This window comes from Candidatus Oscillochloris fontis (genome assembly GCF_004138135.1).
GTDB lineage: Bacteria > Chloroflexota > Chloroflexia > Chloroflexales > Chloroflexaceae > Oscillochloris > Oscillochloris fontis.
In genome coordinates this window covers 24,366-38,124 of sequence record NZ_RYFD01000028.1, presented here as the reverse complement: position 1 = coordinate 38,124, position 13,759 = coordinate 24,366, and the positions used below count along the sequence as shown (strand labels likewise).

10 protein-coding genes are annotated in these 13,759 nt (G+C 58.5%); 1 reads left to right on the top strand and 9 read right to left on the bottom strand.

Annotated elements, in window-relative coordinates; genetic code table 11:
- Positions 1-153 precede the first annotated feature (153 nt).
- The gene (locus tag EKD03_RS11590) at positions 154-1,098 is read right to left on the bottom strand and encodes a hypothetical protein (protein ID WP_129630751.1); all 945 of its coding nucleotides are present in this window, start codon (positions 1,096-1,098) and stop codon (positions 154-156) included.
- 273 nt (positions 1,099-1,371) lie between these two features.
- On the opposite strand from EKD03_RS11590, the gene EKD03_RS11585 reads away from it, so the two are divergent.
- Positions 1,372-1,875, top strand: a complete 504-nt coding sequence (locus tag EKD03_RS11585) for an NYN domain-containing protein (protein WP_174842860.1) — start codon at positions 1,372-1,374, stop codon at positions 1,873-1,875.
- Between the two features lie 168 nt (positions 1,876-2,043).
- Here the strand turns inward: EKD03_RS11585 and EKD03_RS11580 are convergent, their stop codons facing one another.
- From EKD03_RS11580 to EKD03_RS11545, 8 genes are all read right to left on the bottom strand, one after another.
- A complete protein-coding gene (locus tag EKD03_RS11580) occupies positions 2,044-2,319 on the bottom strand; it encodes an HU family DNA-binding protein (RefSeq protein ID WP_006563596.1) in 276 nt (91 codons plus the stop codon).
- Positions 2,320-2,579: 260 nt separating this feature from the next.
- On the bottom strand, positions 2,580-3,404 hold the full coding sequence (locus EKD03_RS11575; RefSeq protein ID WP_129630747.1) for an alpha/beta fold hydrolase: 825 nt from the start codon (positions 3,402-3,404) through the stop codon (positions 2,580-2,582).
- A 238-nt stretch (positions 3,405-3,642) separates the two neighbouring features.
- Complete coding sequence (locus EKD03_RS11570) at positions 3,643-4,284, bottom strand: hypothetical protein (RefSeq protein ID WP_129630745.1); 642 nt, start codon at positions 4,282-4,284, stop codon at positions 3,643-3,645.
- 73 nt (positions 4,285-4,357) lie between these two features.
- Positions 4,358-5,200 (bottom strand): peptide chain release factor N(5)-glutamine methyltransferase, encoded by an 843-nt coding sequence (gene prmC, locus EKD03_RS11565; RefSeq protein WP_420808801.1) that lies wholly within the window; start codon positions 5,198-5,200, stop codon positions 4,358-4,360.
- Between the two features lie 100 nt (positions 5,201-5,300).
- Positions 5,301-6,797 (bottom strand): SpoVR family protein, encoded by a 1,497-nt coding sequence (locus EKD03_RS11560; protein ID WP_129630741.1) that lies wholly within the window; start codon positions 6,795-6,797, stop codon positions 5,301-5,303.
- A gap of 171 nt (positions 6,798-6,968) precedes the next feature.
- Positions 6,969-9,125 carry a glycosyltransferase family 39 protein gene (locus EKD03_RS11555; RefSeq protein ID WP_129630739.1) on the bottom strand — a complete coding sequence of 719 codons (2,157 nt, stop codon included), beginning with the start codon at positions 9,123-9,125 and terminating at the stop codon, positions 6,969-6,971.
- Positions 9,122-10,231 carry a DUF444 family protein gene (locus EKD03_RS11550; protein WP_129630737.1) on the bottom strand — a complete coding sequence of 370 codons (1,110 nt, stop codon included), beginning with the start codon at positions 10,229-10,231 and terminating at the stop codon, positions 9,122-9,124. The genes EKD03_RS11555 and EKD03_RS11550 overlap by 4 nt, the downstream gene beginning before the upstream one ends.
- 120 nt (positions 10,232-10,351) lie before the next feature.
- On the bottom strand, positions 10,352-13,624 hold the full coding sequence (locus tag EKD03_RS11545; protein ID WP_129630735.1) for a serine/threonine protein kinase: 3,273 nt from the start codon (positions 13,622-13,624) through the stop codon (positions 10,352-10,354).
- Positions 13,625-13,759: the final 135 nt, after the last annotated feature.

The following is a 13,759-nucleotide window of genomic DNA, read 5'->3' as shown; positions in this document are numbered from 1 at the left end:
GCATAAACGAGCCTTTTTGTAGGTTTAGGAGCCATAGAAGTAGGGCAGGGGTAAAGTTCTTGGGGTTACGCCCCCGAACCCCCATTGGAGGTGGAAACACAAACACGGCCTGCATTGCAGGCCGTGTTTATACACACAGAGAAGTGCTACCCGCTACTCTAATGTGCTATACCAATCGGTATATAATTCCTCGAACGTCTTCCCGTAGATGCCTTCATAGTTGGCCGAACCCGGCGCACGCCCATTCCCGGTGGTGTAGAGCAGGTTAAACTTCTCCCAGCCATACGTGCGGGCGAGGTAATCCACAAATCCGGCCCACATATCATAGGCATTATCAATACTGGTCGTCTTGCCGAGAGCGGCCAAGTTACCTCTAATGCCAGATCGGTAGAGTTCACTGGCGCGTGCTTGGAACGAAGGTGACTCGGAGAGGCTCAACCAATACTCACCAGAGATCCAGCAGGCCAGCCCTTCCAGCAATACCAGATCGACACGTGCTTGTTCTTCTTTCCCATAGGCTGCCGCCTGAAGGGCGTGGGAGAGTTCGTGGACAAGGATCACTAGCGCGTTATGCTTGTCTTCACCGGCTTGGTAGTAGATACGCACATTGGTATTGCCATAGGTGTAGGCAATGCCCCGCGTTCCACGCCCCGGCGCTTGGCTGGTGTGATAGACACCTACCGAGACCCGCTCGGTGAGTTGGGCGTCGAAGCGTTTCTGGATATAACTCACCGCCCATTCGGCTTTGACCCCCAAATCAGCCACTTCCTCAGCCGAGAAGGTGCTGCTTCCCACATACACATCCAGACGGCGGCCACTAAAGACCATCTCACCAGGTAGGGTTGGCCCGCGCCCCGGTAGATAGACCGTTGGCACAAACTTGATCCCATCACCTTCGTTGAAGTCACGCCGAGCCAGGGTTGCGGTGGGGGGTGGGGTCTCAGTGGGGAGGGTTGGGGTGGATTCCTGGTTCAGGGCGGTATGGATAGCGGCATGGTTGGCCGTAGTTGAAGGTAAGCCAGCACCGGTCAACCCGATCAGAGTGATCAGGGTGGCGGTTATGATGAGCGCGATCAGGGCGCTTTTATGTCGTGACACTGAGTCAACCTCCTGCGGCACACCACGGGGTGATCGCAAAGAGCACTGCGATAGTTTGTAGAGAGACGGTATGCTTATACCACGAGGTAGTGGAGGTGTCAACTTTCTGGGGGGCGACTTCGTCGCCCCAGAAGATCTTTTTTGGTGTTTTTTGGCGGCACAGCCGCCAAAAAACACCAAAAACTGGAACCCCACCGGCGGTGGTTTTGCGGACGCAGCAGCGTCAAAAAATGGTACGATGGCATTAGGCACAATCCAAGGGAGATGATCACCATGCCCATCCTTATTGATGGCCACAACCTGATCGGGCACTTACACGGGGTGAGTCTGGCTGATCCTGACGATGAGGCGCAGTTGGTGATGTTGCTGCGCCGCTATGCCACTGCTAAGCGCGGGCGGCGTGTGGTGGTTATCTTTGATGGTGGGGTGTATGGCCATCCCGACAATCTGAATGGCTATGGGGTTGAGGCGCGCTTTGCGAAGTCGCCTAGCGATGCAGATAGCGAATTGATCCGCCGTATTCGGGCGGTGAAGCGCCGCGATGAGTGGCAGGTGGTGAGTTCCGACCGTGTGGTGATCGGTGAGGCGCGAGCCAAGGGGTTGACGGTGATTAGTTCGCAGCAGTTTGCGCACCGTCTGGAAGTGTTGAATGCTCCCAAGCCTACGGTCTCCATCCGCGAGAAGCGCAACGACCGCCCGCTCAGCCCCGCCGAGATTGCCGAGTGGATGCGTTTGTTTGGGATCGTGGAGGAGGAGGAGGAGCAGCAGCAGCCGTAGAGATGGCTCGATGGGTGTGAGGGGTTTTACCTATACTCTTCGCCTAAAACTACCGTATGGTCACGCTGAGTGGAGCGAAGAGGAAGCGTCTCCAACCGGAACCCTTCGCTGCGTCTATGGCTCCACTCAGGGTGACCACATTCCTTCTGCTCTACTGCGGCATTGGCCTTACCCCTTCACCGCATCCTTCAATGTGCTGCTGGCGCTGAAACCGGGGGTCTTGGTCTCAGGAATATGAATCTTGTCGCGGGTCTGCGGGTTGACACCCTCACGCGCCCGGCGCGAGCGAACCTCAAAGGTTCCAAAACCGGTCAAGGTCACCTTCTCGCCCCGCGCCAATGCCTCGGTAATCACGTCCAGCGCTGAATCGACGACGAGTTTGGTCTCCTTCTGCGAGACGCCCGCCTTCTCAGCCACTGCCTTAATAAAATCAGTCTTCTGCATGGGTGCAGTCCTCCCTAGTTGGTATGTTTGTACGACGTATTTCCCTTCAGAATGCAGTATACTGCGCTTGTCAAGACCCTTAAGTGATATAGAAGCCCTAGAGCGCCTTTCAGAATTTCCAACTCGGTTTTAGGGCATTGCAAAGCCATGAAATTTTAGTACATTTGTTTGATATGTATGTTCGGATTACACAAACACACGGAGGCCGTTTTCTGCATCCTAATGCAGAAAACGGCCTCCGTGTGGAGCGCAAGCAACGTTTAAGAAGTCTCACAACTGATCAGCGTTGGTTTGACTCCGACGGGCGCGGCTTGGGCGCGCAGGAAGCGCAGCAAGACATCATTGAAGAGCGTGGCTTCGTCGAGGAAGGGGAAGTGGCGACTGCGTGGCATCATCACCACCTCGGCCATCGGCACATGATCGAAGAGATCGGCTTGGTTGGGGTTGACAATGTCGTCGCGGCCACCGTGGACGATCAGCGCGGGCACCTTGAGCCGCCCCAACTCTGGACGCAGGTCGGTGCGCCACATCGAACTGACGGCTCGGCGTAGCGAGACCGCGCTCGACTTGACACTGTCATCAATCATCTCGCTGATCGCGTGGTCGCTGGTTTCGCCCAGGAAGAAGCGGAAGAGGCGGCGGCGCAGCCAGGGCATACGCGCAAAGGCATCGGCGAAGAAGGGGCGGTCGGTGAGTTTGAGGAGCCACGAGAGCGAGTCGCCATCAATCGGGGCACCTACGGTCGCCACACGCTGAATCCGGTTGGGGTAGCTAATCGCCGTCTTGAGCGCGACCATCCCACCCATCGAGTGGCCCACCAGTTGCACGCGATCAATACCGAGGGCATCGAGGAAGCGAATCACCTGATCCGAATAGCTCTGGATACTCTCTTGGGTCAGCTTGCGGCGCGAATCGCCAAATCCCCAGAAGTCAAAGGAGTAGGTACGGAAGTGATCGGAGACCACCTCCATGGTGGGGAACCAGTAGCGCCAACTGCCGAGCCACCCGTGCAAGAAGAGCACCGGGCGACCTCGACCGAATGCCTCATAGTGAACCGCTTGATTGTCAATGACAACGATGCTCATAGGAGTCTGCTAACGCTACGTGGGCGAATCTTACCAGTCGTATATCCATAATAACGTAAGTATATAACGGTTTTGGATTGGGCCGGTTGAAACCGGACTGTAGGCCCGGCAGCAGAACATGTGCAAAGTCCTTGGGGCTGCGTCCCAAACCCCCAAAAAGATTTTCGGGGGCGGTTTCCGCCGCCCCCGAACCCCCACCGGAGGAGACCTTGCACATGCCCTGGGCCCAGCGGGCCATCTACGGACTGGTGCGCGCCCGCAGCGAGGGGATGTTGCTCTCGCGTTCGTGCAGCGAACGCCGCAAGCGCCATTGGAGCGTCGAAATATCCTCGGAGATACCGCGTAGTTGGGACATCTCTTGCTCCAATTCATCGAGCAGCGCCCGCGCATGCACACTTACCTGCACATTACCGTGATCCACCGAGATCTGGCCCACCCGCTCCTGGATCGCGGCCAGCAGACTCATCAGATAGGCCCAGGATTCATTATCCTGCGTACTCGCGACACGCTGCGCCTTGCCGCGTGTATCGAGCCAACCCTGGATCTGGGCCTGCAAGGCGCTAATCCGATCTTCAAGTTGATGCAACGCGGCCTCATCGGCGGCGCTACGCGGGCCTGCCCCACGCTCTCCCGCTGTGTGCGCTTGGTTCACCATCTGCTCAAGTTGTTCTTGCAGGTAGGCGATGGATGATCCAAGCTGTGATTGGCGCATCGTCACCGCTTCCTGTTCATTGAGCATATCGAGCAACATATCCCGCAACTTCGCGGCCTCGTCGGAACTGCGCAGCGCCTGCTGGTGGAGCAGGTGCGGCACAAACCAGAGCAACAGGGCGAGCAATGTGATAACGGCAATGCCGAGTGCAACAAAGAGTGCTGTCATAGATCCTCCTCCTACCTATTGCTAGTATAGGAAGAGGCTGCGCCGTTGACTACGGCTATGGATGACAGGTGGATTACGTTGCGGTGGCCACGCGCACCACCCGTGGATGTCCGGCCAGATCATGGAAGAGGCGCACCTCGGCCATGGGGAAGGCGGCCTGTGCCAATGCGCTCACGATCTCGCCCTGCCACGCGCCGATCTCGCACAACACGCTACCGCCAGCCCGCAGATACCTGGGGGCAGCCGCAAAGATACGCCGGTAGAGGTCGGCCCCATCTGCGCCGCCACCCTCCAGGGCTAGGTGGGGTTCGTGGGCCAGGACATTCGGCTCGACTTCGGCGAGGATGGTGTAGGGCGGGTTACTGACGATCAGGTCGTACTGCCCGGCCAAGGGTGCGCAGAGATCGCCCAGCACCAGCCGCACCCGCCCGCTGAGCGCGTGGCGCTCTACATTGGCCGCCGCCACCTCCAGGGCAGCGGGGGAGAGATCCACCGCCTCGATCTGCGCGTGGGGGAGCTGTAGCCCCAAGGCTATCGCTATCGCCCCGCTGCCGCTGCCGAGGTCGGCAATGCGCCACGCGGCTGTATGATCGCCCAGCATGGCCAGCGCCACCTCCACCAGCAGTTCGGTCTCTGGGCGGGGCACCAGCACGCGCCGATCTACCAGTAGCTCGTAGCCGTAGAACTCCTTGTGGCCCACCAGATAGGCCACTGGCTCTCCACTTGCGCGGCGCTCGACCAGCGCCATGAACGCCTCGGCCACCTGCGGCGGGATCGGCGCATCGCGCTCGGCCAACAGCCTAGCCCGCGACCAGCCGAGTAGGTGGGTGAGGAGTAGCTCTGCATCCAGGCGCGGGGTGGTACTGGTGACCACGAGGCGTGTGGTGGCGAGGTTGATGAGATGAAGGAGGATCACTGGTACCTGTTCATACTTGTAGGGGCGAAGCATCGCCATGCAACCCAGGTCGTGTTCTCCAGACCCCATGATGAGCGATGCTTCGCCCTCCGGCTGGTTCCTAATCTATCCGCCGTTCAGTGAAGTCACTGCCATCAAATGAGAGCAGGCGCTTCTTGTCATCAATACGGGTCTCCAAGTGTATCGGGCGTGACCAGATGTGATGCAGATTGCGAATCGTGTCGCGGGCGTAGTCCATCTTCAGATCCACGCCTTCGTGGCGATGGCGTAGGTAGATTTCGCCGCGATTATTATAATTACCATCTTCAATTGCAATGAAGGGTTGGCCAAAGTTGGTGAGCCGGAAGAGCAACTTCTGCTTGATCTCCTGAAACTCACGCGAGGCGATCTCGTAGAGGTCGGTGTCGCGGTTGTAGCGGAAGGAGAAGAGTTTGTTCTCGATCACAAACTCCGGGGTGAGGAACTCATCAATAAAGGTGACATCATTATACAGCTTGCGGATCTCAAAGATCTTCTGTCGCCCCAGGCCCAACTGGCGATCCCAGGTACGCTTGGCGGCGATGTCGTCACACTCCTCGTACTCCTTGCCGAAGCGGCCCCGGTTCCAGCGATCTTCCACATCGCGCAGCAGTTCCAGCCCCAGCTTGTACGGATTCAGCCGCCCGCCGCCCGTCGCCACCACCCCACTATGCAGATCAGCAAACGCGACGATCTCCGCCGCTGTCGCCACCTTGCGGGTCATGATCATGCTGTGCCAGTAACTGGCCCAACCCTCATTCAGAATCTTGGTCATGCCCTGGGGCGCAAAGTAGTAGGCTTCATCGCGCACAATCTCTAGCACCGTATGTTGCCAACGCTCCAGCGGCGCATAATTCAAGAGGAAGAGCAGAATATCGCGCTGCGGATGTTCGGGGAAGCGGCGCTGTTTGGCCCGTTCTTCCTCGATCTTCTGGCGCTGCGCGGCCAGATACTCCGGCGGATTGATGTAATCGCGCATATAGTCGCGCTCTACCCGCAAGCCCTGCGCCACCTGTGGCTCCTCTTCGCCCACCAGCGGCTGGGGGGTGTGGGAGTCGGGGCGCTTGATGTAGGGCGAGTGGTAGTCAATCAGGTTTTCGAGCGAGAGGCAGGTGTCAATGAACTCCTCAACTACATCATAGCCAATCCGATCAATGATGCGCTGGATGCGTGTGGCATGGTTGGCCATGGCATCAAGCATCTTGCGGTTGGTGTGGGCAAACCACATATTGTGTTTGAAGAAGTCCACATGCCCGGTCACATGCGCCATGACCATCTTCTGGGTCACATCTTCGTTGCCCTCCAGCAAATAGGCGTAGGAGGGGTTGGTATTGATCACCATCTCATAGATTGTTGAACCCTGCCAGATATGGCCCTTCATCAACTGGTCAAAATCCATGCCGAAGCGCCAATGCGGGTAGCGCGTCGGAAAACCGCCCATCGCCGCCGTCTCATAGAGCGTGCGGTAATCCAACACTTCATAGATGATGGGGAAGAAATCGAGGCCATAGGCACGCGCATGGGTCTCGATCTCTTCGCGGGCGGCCTCTAGGTTGGCAGGTAGGCGGGTGTTGCGCATAGAACCCCCTCTCTCACCATAACTATTCACACTTGGGGTAAACAGAATTCTCGTGTTGACGCCAAGGCGCAAAGACGCAAAGATTGTGATTGGACTCTCTCGTGAAGGCTTTGCGCCTTGGCGTCTTTGCGTCAAAACCTGAATGCTAGGAGAACGGTGAACAGTTACCTCTCACCACGAGATACGCAGGATGCTGCGGAAGATGAGACTGTGGACGAAGAGGGTGGTTAGCAGCAACCCAGCCACGACAATCTGGGTGCGTCGCCCTCGTTCTTCATCCATGATACCACTAGCTAGGGTTGTGGCGATGAGAATATGGCTAAAGAGCCAGATACGTTCAATCTCGCGGAAGAAGAGTCCCGACCCAAGCATCCCACCAATAAGCAGCAGCATCCCCAGGCCGAGCGCATTGTTCTGCTGCGCGGCTGTGGCCGGGTTGCCAAGCCGCCCAACCGCTTGGTTGGCACTGTTCAGCAGCCGATAGAGTGGCCATGGCCCCAGGAACCAGCCATAAGATACCGCGTTGACCGCCAAGAAGAAGAGGTAGCTGGAGAGTCCTAGCGGCGAGATGCGGTTACTGACATCAATGGTATTGTTGGCCGTGCCCATAACGAAGGCATCCAGGCTGTTATAGCCAGTGAAGATCCACAGCCCCAGGTGTACCAGCAGCATCATGGCCAGCACCCGCACTGCCAACCCGACCCAGCGGCGCAGCGCCGCCGGGTCGTAGGGCCGCTGCCAGAGTTGCCAGAGCAGCAGCGCCGCCGCAACCAACGCCACCATTAGCGTGGTAAAGCTGAAGAAAAGCCCCAGTGCGAGGAGTAGCCCCGCAACCAGTGCGGCACGTTCGGCATTGTCACCCATCGGGGCGAAGGCCACATAGAGCGCGTAGATCGCCCAGGCCAAGAGGGTTGCCAATAGTGCATCCATCGAAACCACATTGTAGGCCATCGCGGCGGGCAACAGGGTGGTGATCGCCGCCGCCAGGATACCCGCCCGCCAGCCGCTGATGCGCCGCGCCAGCAGGTAGGTGGGCCACACCGCCAGCGCCGCAATGGCAACCACCACCCAGGTGGCGGGTTCTGGCCCCGCGCCGAAGATGCGCTCGACCACCCAGAGGAAGAGCGTATTACCGGGTGGGTGGGTCTTGTTATGCAGCACCAGATCGGGCATCTGCGCCACGTAGCCACGCACAAAGGCCAGCGGATCGTTGGCAACCAGCGGCACATCGCGGATATAGTCGCCCTCTTGCAGCGCAAAGGTCTGGAAGAGCGTATCCCAGCCGCGCACGCTGGCTTTGAGCATCACTGGCAGGCTGAAGGCGGCCAGCCAGCTACTCCCAACCACCAGCGCCGCATGGGGCGGTGTTTCACGCCGCAGCCAGAAGAGCACCAGCGCGATGAAGAGCGCGGCACCCAGGGTGGGCCAGATGGCCATCCATGTGAGCATCGTGCCACCACGCGCCATCAGCGGGAAGGGCCAGATATAGCCGGGGAGATGCGCCAACTGGTACCACCCCACCCCCAGCAACATGCTGATCAGCGTCACCCCGGTTAGCTCGCGCTGCCAGATACGCAAACGCGGAGCGACACCCTGGTAGAGTAGCAGCGCGGCCATACTGGCCGCCAGCGCCAGCGCGGCAAAGGCGCTCCAAAAGGGCAGGTTGGGGGCCACCCGCAGATGCCCTTGGATCACTCCTAGCCCGATCAGGAGCAGCAGCAGCAGCACCGCCCCTAACCCCAACCACCACGCTACACGCAGCCGCCGCAATAGCCAGTAGCCGCCCACACTCAGCCAGAGATTCACGCTGAGTTGGCCCCATGGCGGGAAGGCGGGGACAAGCAGGCGGAACTCGGCCACCCGCAAGCCAACTCCGGCCACCCGGCCATTCCCTGGCACAAAGACTTCACTCAGCATGTGTAGGCAGAGTGCGCCGGGGCTAGGGTCGGGCGGGATGAGTAGGTGGTAGCGCCGGTGATCCGGGGCGAGTTGGAGGGGCAGACTCACCCCGACCATACGCAACTCCAGATCGGCAATGCCAGAGAAGGAGCTACCTACCAGATCCAGACGCAACATACCGAGCGGGCGGGTCGCTCCGGCAGCGGGCAAACAGACGACACCCTCGCCCTTCGTCCAGCGATAGGGTAGCTCGGTGCCACCCTCTAGAGACTGAAAGCCAACGAAGATGTCACGAAAGCGATCCTCGGCCCGCACCTGTGTGCGGTAGGCACCACCATAGTAGACCAGAGTCAACACCAGGGTACACAGACCCAAGAACAGTGGTGGCAGGATGCGCCATGGTGGATCGGTATGAAAGAGCGACTTCACTTACCCTTGCCTAAAAAATCTTTGATCGTATCATAGATGTCATCGCGTTCGGCGATCTCACTCACCACTACGCGCTCATCAACCCCCAACAACTCCTCAAGATCATGCGCAAAGCGGCCAGAGCCGTAGAGCGAGCGTACCTGCCCATAGCAGAACTGGTTGACTTTGGGTAGGATCTCATTCCTGAGCAACTCGACACACTCGCGGGTATCGCCGCCACCCCAGTTATCACCATCGGAGAAGTGGAAAGGGTAGATATTCCACTCACTCGCCGGGTAGCGCTCATCAATCAGGCGGTTGCAGAGCTTATAGGCCGAGGAGATCTTGGTGCCGCCACCCTCGCGGATGTGGTAGAAGGTCTCATGATCCACCTCCTTAGCCGCCGCATCGTGGACAATATAGCGGATCTCGATCTCCTTGTACTGCGAGCGCAACCAGGTCTCGATCCAGAAGGCGGTGATGCGCACCAACTCCTTCTGTTCGGTGCCCATCGAGCCAGAGACATCCATAATATAGATGATAACCGCGTTACTCTCTGGTTGCAGCGTCTCCTTCCAGGAGCGATAGCGCATATCCTCACGGATGGGCACCACAATCGGATCGGCCTGATCATACTCCCCCGACGAGATCTGGCGGCGCAGGGCTTCGCGGTAGGTTCGCTTGAAGTGGCGCAGCGAGTTGGGGCCAGTGCGGCGGATGCCGACATAGCGATCCTTCTCGCTGATCAGGTTCTTGCGCCCCTTGGGCTGGATGTTGGGCAGTTGCAGCTCCTCACCCAGAATCGCCGCCAGTTCCTCCAACGTCATATCTACTTCGAGCACATGCTGCCCCGGCTCCGCTCCGGCTTCACCCTGGCCCGGCTGCGGATCACCCTGACCCACCGGGTCGCCCACATCGCCCTCGCCCTGCCCCACCCCGCCGCCCTGTTTGGCCCCGTAGCGGAACTGGGGTAGGTCAATCGAAGGCAAGGGGATGCTGACCAAGCGCTTGCCTTGCCGCCCGATCATCTCGCCGTGCGACATGTACTTACGCAGATCCTTCTTGATTTTACCGCGCACAATCTGCCGAAAACGGTTCAGGTCGCGGTCAACACGTTTCATTGACATAGGTTTATTGTATCCATGCCAGTGGGGGGGCGGGGGCGGCTGCGCCGCCCCCGCAGGATCTTAGGTGTTGGTGTTTGGCGGCGTAGCCGCCAAACACCAACACCTAAGATCTCCCCTGTACTAATAACTCCCCCGCGTATCACCACGTGCAAAGATCGAGGCCACATAGTTGAGCACATCGGTGGCGCTCTGCTCATTGTAGCCAAAATCGCGGATGAGGCGCGCCTTGACCACATCAATCTTCTCTTGGGTGTCCTGGTCAATCACCCGCGAGACGAGCGAGGTGAGCTTGATACTGTCCTTCTGATCCTCAAAGAGCTTGAGTTCGAGTGCCTTGTGCAGCCGCTCGTTGGTGCGATAGTTGAAGGTCTTGCCCTCAACTGCCAACGCGCCGATGTAGTTCATGATCTCGCGGCGGAAATCGTCCTTGCGCGATTCGGGGATGTCAATCTTCTCCTCAATACTACGCATCAGACGCTCATCGGGTTCCTCGTACTGGCCGGTATAGCGGTTACGCACCTTCTCGCGCTGGGTATAGGCTTTGATGTTGTCAATATAGTTGCCCGCCAGACGCTTAATCGCCTCCTCATCGGCGGAGATGGCGCGCTGCACCTCGTTCTTGACGATCTCGGTATACTCCTCGCGCACCGTCGCCAAGAGATCGCGGTAGCGTTTGCGATCTTCCTCATTACTAATCAGGGCGTGGTTCTTGAGGCCACTCTCCAACTCGTTGAGCACCATGAAGGGGTTGATATAGCCCTCTTCCTGATTACTCACCAGCGCATTCGAGATCTTATCCTGAATATAGCGCGCCGAAATGCCCTCCATGCCCTCGCGCATGGCCTCCTTGCGCAACTCCTTGATGTTATCCTCGGTGAAGCCCGGCAGGGTCTTACCGTTATAGAGCTTCAACTTCTGAAGCATGGTCAGATTGGGCTTCTTCGGATCTTCCAGGCGCGTCAGCACTGCCCACATCGCCGCGACCTCAAGGGTATGTGGCGCGATATGCACGCGCACCTTACGATTGTTGAAGTCGCGCTCATAGATCCGCACCTCATCGCGCAAGCGCGTGACATAGGGGATGTCAATGCGCACAGTGCGATCCTTGAGTGCCTCCATGAATTCGTTGTTTTCGAGGCGGCGATACTCAGGCTCGTTGGTGTTGTGGCAGACCACATTGCCGACCCCACACACAAAGTTGTGCAGGCCGACGCACTCGATGTCATATACCCAGAGATCATCAACCGCACGGCTATGCAGGCGCGCCTCGAAGCGATCATGGCGACCGCCGCGCTTACCCTCACCAGAGACAAAGCGGATGCGATAGGCCGGCTCGCGCTCCGGGCGTTCAGCCGCATAGACGCTATAGTCATAGCCCAGCATCGTCGCCAGCGTACCCACCTGCGCCGCCAGCATGGGCGAGATGCTCTTATACTCAAAGAACTGCTCGCGGTAGGTAGGCGAAGCCGTGCGGGTAAGCTGCGCACTCAGCTTGCGCGAGCCATCGGTACGCATCAGTTCATCGAAGGCATGCTGGAGCAGATCGGATGGCAGGCCAAAGAGGAAATCGGGCAGGCGCTTTTGGGCCGCGCCCTCACCACAATGATGCACCGCCAAGCGTGCAATCGCCTGCGACCCCAAGTAGAGCCGCCACGCCGAATCGGTCTTGGCCCCAGCATCAATCGAGCCATCAGCGGTAGAGATCCGCGAGTATGCTGCCCGCACCCGCTCAAGCTCCTCACGATCCGCCTGACTAATCACGATGCCGCCATTCTGTCCATTCACATGGCCCTCGGTGGCATACCAGACTAGCACCGTGATGAGATCCTTCAACGCCTCGGCATCAGCCAACGGATGGTACTGGCTACGAATCGCCGTCGCGTGGCGTGGCAGATCGAGCCGCGCCCAACCGGGCTGGCATGGCCGCGTGATCGGCTGGCCATCGGCGAAGGTGCGCGCCTCACTGCCGATAAAGCCCGCAATCTCGGCCACCACATCAATCAGCGCAGCATCGCCATCAGCCTCGAAGGCCGCATCAAAGCGGCGTAAGGCCATCATCTCGTGCCGATCTTCCGGGTAGAAGGTGTGGCCTGTCCGATCATAGATCGAGTGGTTCGGCGTCGTCTCGATCACCCCCCACTTCTGTGAGGAGGTGTACATATCGCCCGTGAAGCGGTGGCGAAAGACCGACTTGACCGGTGTCCACTGCACCTGCTGGCGCTCAAAGTCGTAGGCGAGCACTTCGAGGCCCTCAGCGGAGGCGGCGAAGGTCTCATGCATGCGCTCCAGCGTCGCCCACTGCACCGTACCCCGGTAGCGATAGGGAATGGGCGTATCACCCGCCACACTATGCCCAACGATGACCTCATCAATATCGGTTTGGGCGAACTTCTTCGACTTGATGCGATGCTCCTGCGACGCCCCCAGTAGATCGTAGAGGAAGGCCACATCCAGCTTGAGCATCTCGACAAACTCGATGATACCTCGGTTAGCAATATTGAACTCACCATCAAAGTTGAAGGCACGCGGATCAGAATCCGAACCATAGATCGCAATCTTGCGATAGTTAATATCGCCAGTCAGCTCGGTACTATCCTGGTTCTTCTCATCCTTGGGCTGGAAGGTACCGATCCCGACCCGATCCTGCTCACTAAAGAGCAGGCGACGCACGCGGATATGCTGCGTCACCCGGCTCCAATCGCCATCATAGCGGCGCATCAGTTCGCGGAAGTGGTAGCGACAGACCGGGCAGAGGTCGCCAACGATGCGCACATGCTCCTCGCTGGGGCGGCCATCGTTCATCCGTTCCAGCATCTGCTCGCGCAGATCCATCGGCACAAGGTGCAGCGGCTCCTCGTGCATGGGGCACTTCTCCCACTCAACTTCGGGCACCTTCAGCGGATCGAAGCTGGCGGGATCATCAATCGGCCCCAGATACCAATCGTAGGTATAGACAGCCCCGGCATCAGTCTTCGAGTAGTGCTCCATGCCCTTCTTCAAGCGGCGCACAATCGTAGACTTGGAAGAGCCAACCGGGCCATGCAGCAACAACACACGCTTCTCGGTGCCATAACCCTTGGCCGCACCCTTAAAGAAGTTGACCAACCGCATCAGCGGGATCTCAAGACCATAGATCGCATCATTGCCATCAAAGGTCGCATCCGAAAAGAACTTGTAGCGGATCAGCCGCTTCTTAGCATCAATAAACTCCTCGGTTCCATAGTCCATGATCATGTCATAGACTCGCTGGAAAGCGTTGCGCGTCACCTTCGGGTCTTGCGCAACCAGATCGAGATATTCGACAAACGTGCCGCGCCAATTGAGTTGGCGAAACTGCTTGCGATCCTGTAATTCACCGAGGAACTGCATCAGCGATGAGCCGGTCGTAGTCATATCGGGTAGCCTCCTGCTGAGGGTGGTCTTGCTTCGCAATCAAGTGATTGTGAATGGGACAAATAACCGCCGCACTGGGTACGCCATCAATCTGACGGTTCAGATTGAGATTCAGCGAGCGGTATTGCTAACGTG